General features: G+C 71.0%; 17 protein-coding genes. 6 read left to right on the forward strand and 11 right to left on the reverse strand.

The features are described 5' to 3' along the window. Positions 1-176 precede the first annotated feature (176 nt). The 4 genes from ACZ6B8_RS19070 to ACZ6B8_RS19085 all read right to left on the reverse strand — a co-directional run bounded on the left by ACZ6B8_RS19070 (position 177) and on the right by ACZ6B8_RS19085 (position 4,166). On the reverse strand, positions 177-1,877 hold the full coding sequence (locus ACZ6B8_RS19070; RefSeq protein ID WP_471079749.1) for an acyl-CoA mutase large subunit family protein: 1,701 nt from the start codon (positions 1,875-1,877) through the stop codon (positions 177-179). Positions 1,878-1,950: 73 nt separating this feature from the next. Continuing rightward, positions 1,951-2,283 (reverse strand): DUF3817 domain-containing protein, encoded by a 333-nt coding sequence (locus tag ACZ6B8_RS19075; RefSeq protein WP_358713685.1) that lies wholly within the window; start codon positions 2,281-2,283, stop codon positions 1,951-1,953. A gap of 52 nt (positions 2,284-2,335) precedes the next feature. Continuing rightward, the gene (locus ACZ6B8_RS19080; protein WP_471079745.1) at positions 2,336-2,845 is read right to left on the reverse strand and encodes a MarR family winged helix-turn-helix transcriptional regulator; all 510 of its coding nucleotides are present in this window, start codon (positions 2,843-2,845) and stop codon (positions 2,336-2,338) included. Between the two features lie 10 nt (positions 2,846-2,855). Further along, on the reverse strand, positions 2,856-4,166 hold the full coding sequence (locus ACZ6B8_RS19085; RefSeq protein ID WP_471079742.1) for an MFS transporter: 1,311 nt from the start codon (positions 4,164-4,166) through the stop codon (positions 2,856-2,858). A 128-nt stretch (positions 4,167-4,294) separates the two neighbouring features. On the opposite strand from ACZ6B8_RS19085, the gene ACZ6B8_RS19090 reads away from it, so the two are divergent. Further along, positions 4,295-5,296, forward strand: a complete 1,002-nt coding sequence (locus ACZ6B8_RS19090) for an ArsR/SmtB family transcription factor (RefSeq protein WP_471607961.1) — start codon at positions 4,295-4,297, stop codon at positions 5,294-5,296. 63 nt (positions 5,297-5,359) lie between these two features. Continuing rightward, positions 5,360-6,382, forward strand: a complete 1,023-nt coding sequence (locus ACZ6B8_RS19095) for a glycoside hydrolase family 6 protein (RefSeq protein ID WP_471607962.1) — start codon at positions 5,360-5,362, stop codon at positions 6,380-6,382. A 30-nt stretch (positions 6,383-6,412) separates the two neighbouring features. Here ACZ6B8_RS19095 and glxA read toward each other — a convergent pair whose 3' ends face one another. The 7 genes from glxA to ACZ6B8_RS19130 all read right to left on the reverse strand — a co-directional run bounded on the left by glxA (position 6,413) and on the right by ACZ6B8_RS19130 (position 13,269). Continuing rightward, positions 6,413-8,380 carry a radical copper oxidase GlxA gene (glxA, locus tag ACZ6B8_RS19100; protein WP_471607963.1) on the reverse strand — a complete coding sequence of 656 codons (1,968 nt, stop codon included), beginning with the start codon at positions 8,378-8,380 and terminating at the stop codon, positions 6,413-6,415. A 3-nt stretch (positions 8,381-8,383) separates the two neighbouring features. Beyond that, entirely contained in the window at positions 8,384-10,207 is a 1,824-nt protein-coding gene (locus tag ACZ6B8_RS19105; protein ID WP_471079730.1) for a glycosyltransferase family 2 protein, read from the reverse strand. Between the two features lie 230 nt (positions 10,208-10,437). Beyond that, entirely contained in the window at positions 10,438-11,091 is a 654-nt protein-coding gene (locus ACZ6B8_RS19110; protein ID WP_471607964.1) for a TetR family transcriptional regulator, read from the reverse strand. After that, entirely contained in the window at positions 11,088-11,777 is a 690-nt protein-coding gene (locus tag ACZ6B8_RS19115) for a DUF4166 domain-containing protein (RefSeq protein WP_471079724.1), read from the reverse strand. Before ACZ6B8_RS19115 ends, ACZ6B8_RS19110 begins: the two co-directional genes overlap by 4 nt. Beyond that, the gene (locus ACZ6B8_RS19120; protein WP_471079721.1) at positions 11,774-12,484 is read right to left on the reverse strand and encodes a hypothetical protein; all 711 of its coding nucleotides are present in this window, start codon (positions 12,482-12,484) and stop codon (positions 11,774-11,776) included. The genes ACZ6B8_RS19115 and ACZ6B8_RS19120 overlap by 4 nt, the downstream gene beginning before the upstream one ends. A gap of 144 nt (positions 12,485-12,628) precedes the next feature. Beyond that, entirely contained in the window at positions 12,629-12,922 is a 294-nt protein-coding gene (locus tag ACZ6B8_RS19125; RefSeq protein WP_355802719.1) for an MTH1187 family thiamine-binding protein, read from the reverse strand. Beyond that, positions 12,919-13,269: a DUF3817 domain-containing protein gene (locus ACZ6B8_RS19130; RefSeq protein ID WP_358711779.1), complete on the reverse strand. Its 351-nt coding sequence runs from the start codon at positions 13,267-13,269 to the stop codon at positions 12,919-12,921. The genes ACZ6B8_RS19125 and ACZ6B8_RS19130 overlap by 4 nt, the downstream gene beginning before the upstream one ends. A 165-nt stretch (positions 13,270-13,434) precedes the next feature. Between ACZ6B8_RS19130 and ACZ6B8_RS19135 the strand changes: the two genes are divergently transcribed. The 4 genes from ACZ6B8_RS19135 (at position 13,435) to ACZ6B8_RS19150 (ending at position 16,122) form a co-directional block, all read left to right on the forward strand. Next, on the forward strand, positions 13,435-14,073 hold the full coding sequence (locus ACZ6B8_RS19135; RefSeq protein WP_471079717.1) for an AIM24 family protein: 639 nt from the start codon (positions 13,435-13,437) through the stop codon (positions 14,071-14,073). A gap of 1 nt (position 14,074) precedes the next feature. Continuing rightward, positions 14,075-14,725, forward strand: a complete 651-nt coding sequence (locus ACZ6B8_RS19140) for an AIM24 family protein (RefSeq protein WP_471079714.1) — start codon at positions 14,075-14,077, stop codon at positions 14,723-14,725. Beyond that, the gene (locus ACZ6B8_RS19145) at positions 14,722-15,528 is read left to right on the forward strand and encodes an AIM24 family protein (protein ID WP_471607965.1); all 807 of its coding nucleotides are present in this window, start codon (positions 14,722-14,724) and stop codon (positions 15,526-15,528) included. Before ACZ6B8_RS19140 ends, ACZ6B8_RS19145 begins: the two co-directional genes overlap by 4 nt. Positions 15,529-15,645: 117 nt before the next feature. Further along, complete coding sequence (locus tag ACZ6B8_RS19150; RefSeq protein WP_471079708.1) at positions 15,646-16,122, forward strand: MarR family winged helix-turn-helix transcriptional regulator; 477 nt, start codon at positions 15,646-15,648, stop codon at positions 16,120-16,122. The last annotated feature ends 2 nt before the right edge of the window (positions 16,123-16,124 follow it).

Below are 16,124 nucleotides of genomic sequence, written 5' to 3' on the forward strand. Positions count from 1 at the left end.
ACGCGGGTGGGTGGGGGTTGCTCGCGCAGTTCCCCGCGCCCCTGAGCGCCCCTCCGGGGCGAGCCAGGGCGCCGGTGGGGTCTTTTAAGGGGCGCGGGGAACTGCGCGACGCCCCGCAGGGGCGTTCCCGCCCCGCAGGGGCGGTTGAGGGGCGCGGGGAACTGCGCGAAAAGCCGTCAGAACCCCGGAGGCTCCACGTACACGCCCCACTCGTCCCGGAGGACCCCGCAGATCTCGCCCAGGGTCGCCTCCGCGCGGACCGCCTCCAGCATGGGGGCGATCATGTTGGAGCCGTCCCGCGCGGCCGCCAGCATGGCCGCCAGAGACGCGCGCACCCGCGCCTCGTCCCGCCGCTCCTTGCGCCCCGCGAGATCCCGGACCTGCTCCCGCTCGACCTCGTGGCTGACCCGCAGGATCTCCAGGTCACCGGTGACGGAACCCTCGTGGCAGTTGACGCCGACGACCCGCTTGTCGCCCTTCTCCAGGGACCGCTGGTACTGGAAGGCGGACTCGGCGATCTCGCCGGTGAACCAGCCGTCCTCGATGCCGCGGAGGATGCCCGAGGTGATCGGGCCGATCGGGTGCTGGCCGTCGGGGCAGGCCCGCCGGCCCCGCTCCTTGATCTGCTCGAAGATCTTCTCCGCGTCGGCCTCGATGCGGTCGGTGAGCTGCTCGATGAACCAGGAGCCGCCGAGCGGGTCGGCGACGTTGGCGACGCCGGTCTCCTCCATCAGCACCTGCTGGGTGCGCAGTGCGATCTCGGCGGCCTGCTCGCTGGGCAGCGCGAGGGTCTCGTCGAGGGCGTTGGTGTGCAGGGAGTTGGTGCCGCCCAGCACCGCGGCGAGGGCCTCGACGGCCGTGCGGACCACGTTGTTGTACGGCTGCTGGGCCGTCAGCGAGACACCCGCCGTCTGCGTGTGGAAACGGAGCCACTGCGCCTTGTCGGTCTTCGCCCCGTACACCTCGCGCATCCAGCGGGCCCAGATCCTGCGGGCCGCGCGGAACTTGGCGATCTCCTCGAAGAAGTCGACGTGCGCGTCGAAGAAGAAGGAGAGGCCCGGCGCGAAGACGTCGACGTCCATGCCGCGGGAGAGGCCGAGCTCCACGTAGCCGAAGCCGTCCGCGAGGGTGTACGCGAGCTCCTGCGCGGCCGTCGCCCCGGCCTCGCGGATGTGGTAGCCGGAGACCGAGAGCGGCTTGTACGCGGGGATGTCGCGCGCGCAGTGCTCCATCAGGTCGCCGATGAGGCGCAGATGCGGCTCGGGCTGGAAGAGCCACTCCTTCTGCGCGATGTACTCCTTGAAGATGTCGGTCTGCAGCGTGCCGTTGAGGACGGCGGGGTCGACGCCCTGGCGTTCTGCCGCGACGAGGTACATGCAGAAGACGGGGACGGCGGGACCGCTGATCGTCATCGACGTCGTGACGTCGCCGAGCGGGATGTCCTTGAAGAGGACCTCCATGTCGGCGGCGGAGTCGATGGCGACGCCGCAGTGCCCGACCTCGCCGAGCGAGCGCGGGTCGTCGGAGTCGCGGCCCATGAGGGTCGGCATGTCGAAGGCGACGGAGAGGCCGCCGCCGCCGTTGGCCAGGATCATCTTGTAGCGCTCGTTCGTCTGCTCGGCGTTGCCGAAGCCCGCGAACTGGCGGATGGTCCAGGTCCGGCCGCGGTAGCCGGTGGGATGCAGCCCGCGCGTATAGGGGTACTCGCCGGGCCAGCCGATCCGCTCGAACCCGTCGTAGGTGTCGCCGGGCCGGGGCCCGTAGACGGGGTCGACCGGGTCCCCGGAGAGCGTGGTGAAGTCCGCGTCACGCTTGCGGGCCTTGTCGTAACGGGCCTGCCAGCGGCGGCGGCCCTCCTCGATCGCGTCAGCGTCCATGCCTTCGAATTTACTTGGACGTCCTAGTAAATGTCGATGGCTGACCGCCACGGACCTGTCCGTGGCGGTGCGGCTACGCCTTGGCGGTGACCGGGGTGCCGTCGGCGATGAGCGGCTGCACCTCGCGGACGACCTTGCGCTCGACGAAGAACGCGGCGGTCGGGATCGTGCCGGAGATCAGCACCCACAGAAGCTTGCCGAACGGCCACTTCGCCTTGGAGCCCAGGTCGAAGGCGAAGATCAGGTAGATGATGTACAGCACGCCGTGGATCTGCGACACGACGAGCGTCAGACCCTCGCCCTTGTCGAAGCCGTACTTGAAGATCATGCACGCGCACAGCACGAGCAGCATCACGGCGGTGACGTAGGCCATCACCCGGTAGCGGGTCAGCACGCTGGATTTCATGCCTCCGAGCGTAACCGCCCGTTTTGCGCGATCTTCGCCGACCCCGGCGCTCCTACTGCTCCTCGAAGTCCTCCGCCGCGACCCGCAGCGGCCGGAGCATCGCGAAGATCTCCGCGCACTCCTCCGCGTCGTACACCCCGAGCCCGAAGTCCATCGCCATCAGCTCGCGCGTGGCGGCCTCGACGACCTCGCGGCCCTTCTCGGTGATGGAGGCGAGCGTGCCGCGGCCGTCGTTGGGGTTCGGGCGCTTGTCGACCAGGCCGGACCTGACCAGCCGGTCCACCGTGTTGGTGACCGAGGTCGGGTGCACCATGAGCCGCTCGCCGATCTTCGACATCGGCAGCTCGCCGGCCTTCGAGAAGGTGAGCAGCACCAGCGCCTCGTACCGCGCGAAGGTCAGGCCGTACGGCTTGACGACCGCGTCGACCTCGGCGAGGAGGATCTGGTGCGCGCGCATGATCGAGGTGATCGCGCCCATGGCCGGGACCGATCCCCAGCGCTGCTTCCAGAGCTCGTCGGCGCGGGCGATGGGATCGAAGGGGAGGCTGAGCGGCTTCGGCACGCCATCGACCTTACCCGTCGGTCACATGCTGGTCAGCCCCGTCTCGCAATTCGGGCGTACGTTCCCCTGTGTCCTCCGTACGGCTTGGGGGCCGCTCCCCCGGGCCCCGCGTGCGCCGCACCTCCAGCGCCAGCAGGAGACAGCAGAGGGTGCCGATGGCCCCGGCGCCCGCGACGACCGTGCTCACCGCGCCGAACTCGGCCGCCAGACCCGCGAGCGCCATGCCGACGCCCTGGATCGTCATGAGCCCCGCCGCCTGCACCGTCATCGCGCGCCCGCGCAACTCCTCGGGCACGGCCTCGACGAACCACCGGTCCAGGCCCAAGGTGTACGCCGAACCGGCCCCGGCGAGCGCGAGCGCCGCCAGCGCGGGGACCACGCCGGGCGTGGCCGCGTACACGGTCAGCGGCACCAGCGTGAGCGAGGCCAGCGGCAGGACGATACGGGCCCGCGCCGCGGCGGACAGCACCGAGCCGGCCCAGAGCTCGCCGGCGACCGTGCCCACCGGCAGGGCACACATGAGCAGTCCGACACCGCCGGCTCCGATGCCGATCTCGTCCGCGTAGGGGGCAGCGAGCGCCTCCGGGGCGACCAGGAACATGGGCGGCACCCAGAAGAGCAGCAGCAGGGCCCGCACCCGCCGGTCGCCGAGCACCTGCCGGGCGCCGCCCAGCGAGTACCGCACGAGCGCCCCGCCGCCGCGGGCACGCGCGGGCCGCCGCCGCGTCCCGCACCGCAGCACCAGCGCCGAGAGGACGAACGTGCAGAGCGTGACGACGAGGGCGCCCCTCGGGGACACCAGGGTGAGGAGCACGCCGCCGAGGCCGAACCCGGCCAGGAGCGCGCTCTGCGAGACGATCCGCAGCAGCGAGCGCCCGAGCACGAACAGGTCGCCGTCGCCGAGGATGTCGGTGAGGGTCGCCATCCGGGTGCCGTTGAACACGGGCGCGACGAGGGCGAGGGCGCAGCGCAGCGCGAGCAGCCCGGCGACGGGGGTCGCGGGCAGCGCCATCAGACCCGCGCAGCCGGCGCACACCGCGTCGCACAGGACGAGCACCCGCCGCGGCGGATACCGGTCGGCGATCCCGGCCAGCAGCGCGCCGCCGACCAGGTACGGAAGCATGCCGAGGGCGAAGGTGAGCGCGCTGAGCAGCGGCGATCCGGTCAGTCCGTAGACGAGGACGGTCAGTGCGATCTCGCTGACGACGACGCCGAGCAGCGAGAACGCGTGCGCGACGAAGACGGCGCGGAACTCGGCCACGGCGAGGACGCGGAGGTAGCCGGCGGACCGTGCCGTGGGCGGGGGCGGTTCTGGAGCCATGGCCGCAGCCTCACGCGGGGGCGCGCGCTGCCCTAGAGTTTCGGCCCCGGACGAATCTTCGGCGGCCGGGGACGCGTCGCCGGGAGGCCGGAGGCCAGGGCCGCGTCGGTGCCCGGGGAGGGGTTCGCGTGCCGTTCCATCTGCACTTCGGTCAGGACGACCTGCTGCGCTGCCGGTTCGCGGTGTCACCGCTGTGGGAGACGCAGGAGGCCGTCCGTACCCTCAAGCGCCCCGAGCGCCACGCCTACCACCCGCAGTGGCTGCGCGGGATCCGCGAGGCGAGCCGGGCGATCGACCTCGACGCGCTGTGGCTCCTGATGCCCCGGCGCGGGCATTCCCCGGACTTCCTCGGGCCGCCCCCGATCGGCCCCGCCGCCCGCTTCGAGCAGGAGATCGCGGGCGTCCGCGCGGCCGACCCCGCGGCGGCGGAGGAGGAGATGGCGCGGGCGCTCGCCTGCACCCCGGGCGCCGCCGCCTCGCCGAAGGGCCGGGCCCTGCTGGCCGATCCGGCGAGCGCCGTCCGGGAGCTCGCGGACGCCCTGGAGACCGCCTGGCACACGCTGGTCGAGCCGGTCTGGCCACGGCTGCGCGCGCTCCTGGAGGCCGACGTCGCCCACCACTCGCGGCGGCTCGCCGAGGTCGGCCTCGGCGGTCTGCTGCCCGAGCTGGACCGGCGCCTGTCGTGGGACGCCGGCACGCTCACCGTGGAGTGGCGCGGCGAGCACGTGCGGGATCTGTCGGGGCAGGGTCTCGTGCTGATTCCGAGCGTCTTCTCCTGGCCGGACGTGGTGAGCGGCCACGACCCGCCCTGGCAGCCGACGGTGGCGTATCCGGTGCGGGGCATCGCGGGGCTGTGGGCAGAGCCGGCGACCCGTACGCCCGCCACGCTCGTCCGGCTCCTCGGCCGCGGCCGGGCGGCGGTCCTGACCGCGCTCGCCACCCCGGACACCACATCGGGCCTCGCGGAGCGGCTCGGGCTGGCGCCGTCGTCGGTGTCGGCGCACCTGGCGGCACTGCGGGACGCCGGGCTCCTGGTGTCACGCCGGTACGGGCACCGGGTGATCTACGAGTGCACGCCGCTCGGTACCGCGCTCAGCACCGGGGGCGGTGTGGCACAAGAGCTTGATTAGTCCTTTATGTAACGATTGCCGGGCCGACTGACCGTCACTGTCACCACCGCCCAAGGGGGCTGGATGCACCGGCTGCTCCGCACACTCACCTCACTCGCGGCCCTCACCGCCCTCGGCCTCACGGCGGGCTGCTCCTCGGACTCCGGCTCCGGCACGAAGGAGACATCGGCCGGGCGTGGCCCCGCCTCCGCCTCCGCCGCGGCGCCCGGCACCTTCTGGGTCGACCCCGACAGCGCCGCCGCCCGCCAGGTCGAGCAGTGGGAACAGCAGGGGCGCACCCGGGACGCCGCGGTGCTCCGGCGCATCTCCGAGCAGCCGCTGGCCATCTGGCCGGCCGGCGACGATCCGACGCCCGACATCCAGGAGGCGACCCGGGGCGCGGCGAGGGACGGCCGCACCGCAGTGCTCGTCGCGTACAACATCCCGCACCGGGACTGCGGGCAGCACTCCGCGGGCGGCGCCGGCAGCTCCGAGCAGTACCGGGACTGGCTGAACACCTTCGCCGACGCGATCGGCGACGCCCCCGCGCTCGTCGTCCTGGAGCCCGACGCGATCCCGCACATCGCCGACGGCTGCACCCCGGCCGCGTACCACGCCGACCGCTACCAGCTGCTCTCCGAGGCGATCCAGCGGCTCAAGCGGCAGCCGCGGGTGAAGGTCTACCTCGACGCGGGCAACCCCGGCTGGATCGACGACGCGCACAAGCTCACCGAACCGCTGCGCAGGGCGGGCGTCGCGCAGGCCGACGGCTTCTCGCTGAACGTCTCCAACTTCCAGAGCGACGCGACGACCAAGAGGTACGGCCGTACGCTGTCGGCCACCGTCGACGGCAAGCACTTCGTCATGGACACCAGCCGCAACGGCCGCGGCCCCCTGGTCGGCGACCGGCAGGACGCGTGGTGCAACCCGCCGGGCCGCGGCCTCGGCACCCCGCCGACCGACCGCACCGGGGAGCCGCTGCTCGACGCCGTCCTGTGGATCAAGCGTCCCGGGGACTCGGACGGCCCGTGCCGGGGCGGCCCGGCGGCGGGGCAGTGGTGGCCCGACTACGCGCTCGGCCTGGCCCGCAACGCGAAGCAGTCCTGAGCCCGGCCGCCGAGGGCCCCGGGGTGCCCGTCAGCCCTTCGCGCCGACGTGGATCCACTTCGCCTCGGACGACGTGCCGTCGGTGTCCGTCACGAAGAGCATGTACCAGCCGGGCGGCACCAGCGCCGCGTCGCCGCGCGGCACGTCCACCGTCACCGCGCCCCGGCCCTTGTGGACCTCCAGGGCGATCGAACGCTGCTCGACATCGGTGGTGTGGGTCACCGCGCTCGGCCGCATCAGGCGGGCCGAGGCGATCTTCTCGGGGTGGTCGGTGCGGAACGTGGCGCGGCCGTCCGGCGCCAGCTGCTCCGGGCCCGCGCCGAGCACCGGCCGGGTCGCGCCGCCCTTGTGCAGGGAGGGCGGCGTGAAGATCTCCATGCGCTGCTCGAAGTGGCCGAGCTTGGTGTTCTGCTCGTTGTCGTAGAGCGGGTCGGAGCCGAACGTGGCGACCCGGCCGTCGGGCAGGAGCAGCGCCTCGGAGTGGTAGTTGCGGCCCACCTTGGGCGCGGCGGCCTCCTGGAAGGTGTTGGTCTTGGGGTCGTAGAACTGCGCCTTGAGGATGTTGCTGGCGCTGCGGCCCCGGTAGTCGCCCGAGCCGTTGGACGTGAAGACCGAGTCGTCCGGCATCAGGACGCTGTTCAGGTACCGGGTGCCCTGCGGGAGTTCGGGGCCCGTCTTGAAGGACGGGTTCTCCTCCTTGAGGTCGATCACGGCCGTGCGGGGCGTCGCCTTGTCCGACTCGCCCACTCCCCCGCCGCCCATGATCATGACCTTCTGGTCCTGCGCGGGCGGCAGCAGCACGGACGCGGACGTCTCGGTCTGGTCCGTGTCCTCCAGGCCGGGGACCTTCTGGAAGGTGTTGGTGTCCGGGTCCCACAGGCCCGGCTCGCGGCCCTTGTCGGCCGGCCCGTAACCGGCGTTCGACGCCGGGTAGAAGAGCTTGCCGCCCTTGGTGAGGAAGAGCGCCGGGTAGGTCGGGAAGTACCGCTTGGGACCGTCCGTCCACTTCTTCGTCTTCGGATCGTAGATCTCGTTGTCGCCCGGGTCGATGACGCCCACGTCGTCGAGGCCGGAGACCGCGAGCACCTTGCCGTCCTCCAGGCCGACCAGGGTCGGGTACCAGCGGGCCTTCTTCATCGGGTCGACGGGGATGTACCGCTCGGCCTTCGGGTCGAACTCGTACGCCGCCTTGATCCCCTGGAAGTCCTGCTTCTCCATGTCGATCTTCTCGGCGATGCCGTAGGTGTTGTCCGCCTCGTCGCCGGTCAGACCCTCGATCTCGTACTGCGCCGACTTCTCGGTGACCGACTGCTCGCCGGCCTGGACCGCCTCCACGAAGACGCGCGTCTCGCTCGCCTTGACCTTGGTCTTCCAGGGCTGCATCACCCCGGACTTGGAGTACGTGATCTCGAAGTCCCGTTTGGCCTTGGGGACCTTGACGTCGAACTTGCTGACGTACTCGATCCCGGACGGCGAGCGGAACTTGGTGCCCTTCTTCAGGACCACCGGCTTGTCGGGGTTCTCGTTCTTCACCCGCATGCCGCCGCCGGCCCGGTCCACCTCGCCGTCGAGCAGTTCGTAGCGCGCGGTGCCGCCCGCCACCAGCAGCCGCCCGTCGGGGAGTTGGGCGTGCCCGGAGCAGAAGAAGTCCTCCGGGGTCGGGATCTTCTTGAAGGTGTCCTTCTTCGGGTCCCACAGGATGGTGTCGAACGACCCGGCGTCGAACTTCTTCTGCTCGTTCCCGGAACCGGCGACGATCAGCACCTTGCCGGTGTGCAGCAGCGCCGCGTGGATGGCGTTGGTACGGAACTCCTTGGGGATGTCGGTCTGCTTCCAGGAGCCGTACCGCGCCTTGTAGCCGGGCTGGGAGATCTTGTACTCGTAGTACTGCTCCTCGGCGAAGGAGAGCGCGGCGGGCGCGTTCAGTCCCACGAGCAGGGCGCCCGCGCCGACTCCGAACAGTGTCTTCCTGGTCCGCTTCGAGGGGCGGTAGGCCATGGCTCAGTTCCCTCCTGTCGTCGTGCCGGTGGCGAACGCCGGCTCCGGCTCGCCCTCCACTTCCTCGCCGAGCGGGGCCGGCCGCGGCGCCCGCTCCCGCTGCTCCAGCCGGGCCGCCCTGCGCTCCTTGGCGAGGCCGAACGCCCAGATCGAGACCGGCGCGAGCGAGATGACCATCGCGAGGACCGCCCAGGTGCGCATCGCCGCGTGGGTGTGGCCGAGCACGAAGGAGGCGGCCAGCGAACCGGCGAGCAGCACCGCCCAGAAGAGGTGGATGCGGAAGGTCATCAGACGGTCCGGACTCGCGTCGCCACCCTTGGGGGTCACCACGAAACGGCTGGGGCGGCGCACGAGGGCCGCGCCGAGCGACTTGGCGTAGATGGGCGCGGAGAGCGCCGACATCGCCATGCCCGCCAGACCGCCGGAGCCTTCCGGCTCGTGCGGGGAGACGTTGTGCCGGCGGTTCCAGAGGTAGAGCCCGATCTGGAGGGCCGCGGCGTCGCTGTAGAGCATCAGCCAGACGGACGCGGCGACCTGGGTGCCGCTGGCGCCGAACCACAGGAACAGCACACAACTGAGGATCCCGAGCAGCCAGTTGACGGCCGTCATGGGGTAGTAGACGAGCATCAGCGTGTACGAGAAGAGCCGTCCCGGCGGCATCGTGAACGGCGCCTTCCAGTACTGCTTGAACAGCGTCTCGTAGGTGCCGCGCGACCAGCGCAGCTGCTGGGTGAAGAAGTCCGTCCAGGAGGCCGGGCCCTCGCCGACGGCCAGCACGTCCGGCGTGTAGACCGAGCGCCAGTGCCGCCCGGTGCCGGGGTTGCGGTGGCGGTGCAGCTCGAAGCCGGTCGCCATGTCCTCGGTGATCGAGTCGTGCAGGCCGCCGACCTGGGTCAGCGCGCTGATGCGGACGACGTTGTTCGTGCCCACGAACATGGGGGCGCGGTAGCGGTTGCCGGCGCGCTGGATCAGCGCGTGGAAGAGGAACTGCTGGGACTCGGCGGCCTTGGTGACCGGCGTCGTGTAGTTCCCGTAGACCTGCGGCCCGACGACGAACGCGACGTCCGGGTCACGGAAGTAACCCATCATCCGCTCCAGGAAGTTGGGGAGCGGGACGTGGTCGGTGTCGACCGAGGCGAAGAAGTCGTACTCGCGGTGGTACAGCGCCAGCCAGGCGTTGTAGTTGCCGTGCTTGGTGCGGGCCTTGTGCGGGCCCTTCTTGCGGTTCCACTCCTCGATCCCGAAGCGCGTGAAGTGCTTCACGCCGAGCTCCTCGCAGAGGGCCTTGGCCTCGGGGGTGTTGCCCTCGTCCAGGAGCCAGACGTCCAGGGGGCCGGGGTGGTGGACGCGGACGGCGCCCTCCAGGGTGGCCCGGACCATCGAGAGGGGTTCCTTGCCGGGCACGTACGTGGTGAGGAAGGCGACGCGGGTGCCGGCCTCGGGGTACACGGGGACCGGGTCCCTCGCGACCATTGTGGCGTGGGCGATGGAGACGACGTTCACGAGCATGAAGAGCTCGATCAGTCCGATCGCCACGAGCATCGTGACGTCCAGGCCTATCAGCCAGCGGTCGGCGCCTTCGCGTTCGGTCCAGTGGGTGGGCCAGACGAGGTAGACGAGCAGCAGGCCGGTGAGCACCGGGGCCAGGCTCATCAGGAGGACGGCGCGTATTCGGTGCGGTTCACCGGACAGCAGGGACCGGTACTGGACCCGGTAGGGCCCGGCACCCCGCTTCCCCTCGCCTGTCGCGTCCTCGCCGTCCGGCTCCGTGAGCGGGCCGGCGAGCGTGCTGTGGGTCTCGTAGTCGTAGCCCTCCGGCTGCCGCACAGCGCCCTCCAGGTTCTGGTGATCGAACGAGCCGATACCCACACAAAAGTGGACTTTCACCGGCGTGTCGAACGGAGTTCGCCCGTGCGAGGGGTTTTACGGTGGGGGGTTTTGGCGGGGTTGCGGGGGGTTGGGGGGTGTGAACGGGGGACGCTGGGGGGCACACCCGCCCACCCGTACCTCCTCCTGCCCCGCGTCGCGGGGCAAACGGGTGGGCGGACGGGAGACCCTCAGGCGCGCGTACGACGCAACCGGTGACGAACCGCCCGCTGGGCCAGCGGCCCCAGGTCCTCGACCGCCGTCACGAGGACCGACAACTGCTCCAAGGAGTCCAGGGCCCGCGCCGTACCCTCCGGGTCGACCCCCTCGTACAGCTCCATGCCCACGAAGGACGCCCCCACCGCCCGCGCGAGCCCCACGGGGTCGACGAACTCGGCGAGCGGCGACGCGGACAGGACACGGGTCAGGACCTGTTCGATCTCCTCGATCCAGAGCGCGAGCCCCGCCGCCGTCGCCGCCGCGAGCCGCGGCTGCGTCTGCGCGCCGGCGAGCAGCTGGCCGAGCACGGCGACGTGCCCCGCCGCGCGCTCCGCCTCGTGCATCTCCCGCCCGAAGGCGAGGAGCTCGGAGAGGGAGCCGATCTCCGCGAGGCGCTCCCGGTACAGGGAGACCCGCTGCTCCGTACCGTGCCGGCACGCCGCGGCCAGCAGGTCGTCGACGGAGCCGAAGTGGTAGAAGACCAGCGCCTGGTTGACCCCGGCGGCCGCCGCGATGTTGCGGGCCGACGCCTTGGCGATGCCCTGCTCCGTGAGCGTCCGCAGCGCGCCCTCCAGGAGCTTGGCGCGGGTCTCCGCGCTCTTGGCCGGGTCCTTGGCCGCGCTCACGCCCGCGCCTCCTCGCGCACCGGCCGCAGCCCGGGCCGCACCCCGCACGCCCGGACGTCGCCGTACGTCGCCGTGAAGGAGCCCTCGTAGCCGAAGAGCGGCCCGAAGCGGCGGTTCACGACGCGCACCCGGATGCGGAAGCGGCCCGTCTCGTCGTCGAAGGACTCCCGCACCTCCGCGTCGCCGCCGATCACCTCGGGGACCCGGCAGTCCACCGGGCCCTCGCGGAACCGGTGCTCCCCGGAGCGGATCAGCAGCGAGCCGTCGGGCTGCGCGCGGAAGTGCAGGTCGCTGGCGAGGTGCTGATGCGTGCCGAGGTAGTCGAGCACGCGGTCGCCCCGGGGGCCGAGGACCATCTGGGCGTCGAAGCGGCGGGGGCCGCCGGGCAGGTCGAAGGTGCGCACGAAGGTCACCGTCTCACGGCCGTAGGTGTCGGTGTACGGCACGTTCTCGATCACGAAGGGGACGTTCCTGCCCTCGCGCGGCACGAGGATGTTGCGGGTGCCGCCGAGCGCGAGGAAGGGCCTCACGAAGTGCCCGCCGTGCCAGATGCGGTCCATCACGCCCCGGCCCGTGCACGCCTCGCCGCTCGCCAGGCCGACGGAGAAGCGCCGCCGGAGCTGCGGGTGCAGCCGTTCGAAGTCGGCGCCCATCGCGGTGCGGAAGATCGATGCGTGCCGCGTCATGAGCGCCGCTCCCCGGCCGGGGCGAGGGTGGCGAGAAGGCGCGGCGCACGCGCGCGTGCCGGTGGGGTGCGCAGACAGCGGCGGGCCGCCGGGGTCGTGGGCAGCGGCGGCAGGAACAGCATCAGGGCCGCGGTGGCGAGGGCGGTCATGGGGGCGAGGAGCACCGCGGCCACCACGCACAGGACCCGGGCCGCGGTCTCGGCGACCGCGTGCCACAGGGCCCGTTCGGGCGTGATGCCCCGCTCCAGCCAGAGCCGCAGGCGGTCGAAGGACCAGGCGGTGGCCCAGCCCATCAGGGGCCGGAAGAGCGCGCGGTCGGCGATCTTCCCTGCCCGGCCCCAGCGGGGGCGGTAGTCGTAGCCGGTGAGGAAGCGGACTCCGGTGCCGTCCTCGGTCGGTACGTAGCGCCAGTAGCCGCTGCCCTCTTCCAGGAGGGAGAGCGGGTGCGGGGAGGAGAAGCGCAGGGCGGAGGTCATGGTGCCGTCCGCGCGGCGCTTCTCGCCCGCCGAGACGCCGGTGCCGGCGACCGTGAGGAACGGCAGCACGCGCGTGGCGTACCGGAAGCGCTGGGGCTGCCCCTCCTCGCGCGGGAGGTAGTCGATCTCGGTGAAGCGCAGGTCCCAGCGTTGGTGCCGGTCGGGCTCCTGGGTGCGCGCCCAGAGCGCGTCGAGATCGGCGCGTATCCGCGTCTCGATGTACAGACCCACGACAAACCCCCACGTCAGAACCTTTTTGAGCGACCGCTCAACAGGGAAGGTACAGCTGTTTGAGCAGTCGCTCAAGCCAGAGGGCACGAAAGAGCCCCCGCCCTGTGCAGGGCGGGGGCTCTTCGAGTACCGGCGGGAGAGCGGCTACGCGGAGAGGTGGCGCTCCACCGTCTCCACCTTGGAGGTGAGACCGTCCGTCACCCCGGGGCGGATGTCCGCCTTCATGACGACGGAGACGCGCGGCGCCCGCGCCTCGACCACGGCGACGGCGCGCTTCACGACGTCCATCACCTCGTCCCACTCCCCCTCGACGGAGGTGAACATGGCGTCGGTCCGGTGCGGCAGACCCGATTCGCGGACGACGCGGACCGCGTCGGCGACGTACTCGCCGACGTCCTCACCGACCCCCAGCGGGGTCACGGAGAAGGCGACGATCATGCGTTCACCACGCCTTCCTTGCGGGCGCGCGACGCGATGACGGCGGCCTCGGCCTCACGCTTCAGCTTGCGCTCGGCCATGAACCCGCCGCCGGGGATGATCGAGAACGCGAAGTAGAGGACGCCCGTCTTCGCGTCCCACTTCGTACGGTTCCAGGCGTCCAGCCAGAAGATCACGTACAGGATGAAGAGCACGCCGTGGATCGGCCCGAGCACCGGCGCCGCGTTGAAGCCCTCGGCGACCGTGTACTTGATGATCGTGCAGACCAGCAGCACGATCCACGAGATGCCCTCCGGCACGGAGACCAGGCGGAGGCGGCGGAGGGCGGAGGCGGTCTTGATGTCCACGGGTCACCTTCGGTGGGTGGGGCGGCGGGAGGGGTGCGGGGCTCGGCGGCCGATCTTGTGAACGGACGCACAAGCGACTCCCATTGTGACATCGGGGTCTTCTCCGGGTTCGCTCAGGGCCCTTCACCCTGTTCTGGGTGGGTACGCGACGGCTACCGTCGTTTCGTGGCTACCTTTCGGCTCCAGGGGAGCAGAGTGCTCGCGGTCGACATGACCGGCGACACCGTGAAGGCGAAGAACGGCTCGATGGTCGCGTACGACGGCCAGATGGCCTTCAAGAAGATGACCGGCGGCGGTGAGGGGATCCGCGGCATGGTGACCCGCCGCGTCACCGGTGAGCAGATGACGGTCATGGAGGTGAAGGGGCACGGCACCTGCTGGTTCGCCGACCGCGCCACCGAGATCAATCTGGTGCGCCTGCAGGGCGAGAAGCTGCACGTCGAGGCGAGCAATCTGCTGTGCACCGACGCCGGGCTGCGCACCGGCACCACCTTCACCGGCCTGCGCGGCGCGAGTCAGGGGAACGGCCTGTTCACGACGACCGTCGAGGGCACCGGCCAGGCCGCGATCGTCTCCGACGGGCCCGCGGTGGTCCTCCGCGTCTCCCGTGAGTATCCGCTGATGGTGGACCCGGGGGCCTACATCGCGCACCAGGGCGACGTCCACCAGAGCTTCCAGTCCGGCGTCACCTTCCGCACCTTCCTGGGCGAGGGCGGCGGCGAGGCCTTCCAGATCCGCTTCGAGGGCGACGGCCTGGTCTACGTACAGCCCAGTGAGCGCGCGACGATCGCGGGGGACGTCTGAGATGCCGTTCCGGGAGATCAACTCGAAGATGGTCGAGGCCGCGGTGGAGCCGGGCGTCAGGATCTTCAGCCAGCGCGGCGCCATGCTCGCCTACAAGGGGGACGTCTCCTTCACCCCCAACCTCCAGGGCGGTCAGGGCGGCCTCGCCTCCATGATCGGCCGCCGGGTCGCCGGCGAGGCCACCCCCCTGATGACCGTCGAGGGCAGGGGCACCGTCCTCTTCGGGCACGGCGGCCACCACATCCAGGTGATCGCCCTCTCCGGAGACACGCTCTACGTGGAGGCGGACCGCCTGCTCGCCTTCGACGGCACCCTTCAGCAGGGCACCATGTTCCTGGGCTCCCAGGGCGGCGTGATGGGCATGGTGCGCGGCCAGGTCAGCGGCCAGGGCCTGTTCACCACGACCCTGAAGGGCCACGGCGCGGTCGCCGTCATGGCGCACGGCGGCGTCATCGAGGTGCCGATCACCCCCCAGCGCCCCGTGCACGTGGACCCGCAGGCCTATGTGGCGCACCACGGCGACGTGCGCAACAAGCTCTCCACGGCGCTCGGCTGGCGCGACATGGTGGGCCGCGGCTCCGGGGAGGCCTTCCAGCTGGAGCTCTCGGGCAGCGGCGCGGTGTACGTCCAGGCTTCGGAGGAGAAGCTGTGAACCCCAACGTCTCGACCCCCGCGGGGGCGCCCGCCGTCTTCGACCCCCTGACGCTGCCGAGCGACGACAACGTCAACCCGTACACCTTCTGCGTGGAGCTCAAGGGAAGCCAGTGGTTCCTGCAGAAGGGAAAGATGATCGCCTACTACGGGCGGATCGACTTCAACGGCATCGGGCACGGCCGCCTGGACCGTCTCGTCCGCTCCAGTTTTCATTCGCCGCTGCACGCAAGCGACTGGGTGGTGGCGGACGGCCAGGGCAAGATGCTCCTCGCCGACCGGGCCTTCGACGTGAATTCGTATGACTTGGACGAGGGCAACCTGACCATTCGCTCCGGCAACCTCCTCGCTTTTCAGCCAACTCTCTCGTTGAAGCAGTCGATCGTTCCGGGCTTTCTGACCCTCATCGGGACGGGCAAGTTCGTCGCCGCGTCGAACGGCCCGGTGGTCTTCATGGAACCCCCCGTCCGCGTCGATCCACAGGCCCTCGTGGGCTGGGCCGACTGCCCCTCCCCCTGCCATCACTACGACCACGGATACCTCACGGGCGTGATCGGAGGCGTGCGCGCGCTGACCGGCGTCGGCGGCTCGTCGGGCGAGGAGCACCAATTCGAGTTCGTGGGCGCCGGCACGGTGCTGCTCCAGTCGTCCGAGGCGCTGATGCCCGAGCGGGCAGCGGGAGAGGTGCCGAACCAGGCGGGCGTACCCGGCGGACAGGGCAGTCCGGGGCAACCGGGTCAGCAGCCGGGGGTACCGCGCCTTCCCGGACAACTGGGGGACCTCCAGCGTCGCTTCGGGCTGTGAGCGGTAGTCTGCGGAGTGTGACGGCGAACGCCTGTACCCCTCCGCTAGGCGGGAGTGCGAGGCGTGTCACATCCCACCATTCGTTCACCTTTCAACTTCTTAGGTAGAATCGATTCCATGGAGACCGAGACGGCCCCGCAGTGGCTGACCGACGAGGAACAGTGCGCCTGGCGCACCCACGTGGAGGTCAACCGGATGCTGACGTATCAGCTCGAAAAGGACCTTCAGCCGTTCAACCTGACCATGAACGACTACGACATTCTCGTGTATCTCTCCGAATCGGACGAGCTGCGGATGCGTATGAGCGATCTCGCCGCCGCCACCCTGCAGTCCAAGAGCCGGCTGTCCCACCAGATCACCCGCATGGAGAACGCGGGCCTGGTGCGCCGTGAGAACTGCGAGTCCGACCGCCGGGGCCTCTACACCGTCCTCACCGACGAGGGGATGGAGACCATGCAGAAGGTGGCGCCGCACCATGTCGCCTCCGTGCGGCGGCACTTCGTCGACCTCGTCACCCCCGAGGCCCTCGAGGACCTGCGCAAGGCCCTGACCCCGATCGCGGAGCACCTGCGCTCCCAGCGCGGCAAGCCCTGACC

The organism is Streptomyces sp. NPDC041122 (assembly GCF_055592445.1).

What these genes read in the sequence shown, in the direction of transcription:
- ACZ6B8_RS19070 (WP_471079749.1), bottom strand. Translation starts at nt 1,877, where the DNA reads ATGGACGCTGACGCGATCGAGGAGGGCCGCCGCCGCTGGCAGGCCCGT.
- glxA (WP_471607963.1), bottom strand. Translation starts at nt 8,380, where the DNA reads ATGGCCTACCGCCCCTCGAAGCGGACCAGGAAGACACTGTTCGGAGTC.
- ACZ6B8_RS19075 (WP_358713685.1), bottom strand. Translation starts at nt 2,283, where the DNA reads ATGAAATCCAGCGTGCTGACCCGCTACCGGGTGATGGCCTACGTCACC.
- ACZ6B8_RS19150 (WP_471079708.1), top strand. Translation starts at nt 15,646, where the DNA reads ATGGAGACCGAGACGGCCCCGCAGTGGCTGACCGACGAGGAACAGTGC.
- ACZ6B8_RS19115 (WP_471079724.1), bottom strand. Translation starts at nt 11,777, where the DNA reads ATGACGCGGCACGCATCGATCTTCCGCACCGCGATGGGCGCCGACTTC.
- ACZ6B8_RS19095 (WP_471607962.1), top strand. Translation starts at nt 5,360, where the DNA reads ATGCACCGGCTGCTCCGCACACTCACCTCACTCGCGGCCCTCACCGCC.
- ACZ6B8_RS19125 (WP_355802719.1), bottom strand. Translation starts at nt 12,922, where the DNA reads ATGATCGTCGCCTTCTCCGTGACCCCGCTGGGGGTCGGTGAGGACGTC.
- ACZ6B8_RS19140 (WP_471079714.1), top strand. Translation starts at nt 14,075, where the DNA reads ATGCCGTTCCGGGAGATCAACTCGAAGATGGTCGAGGCCGCGGTGGAG.
- ACZ6B8_RS19085 (WP_471079742.1), bottom strand. Translation starts at nt 4,166, where the DNA reads ATGGCTCCAGAACCGCCCCCGCCCACGGCACGGTCCGCCGGCTACCTC.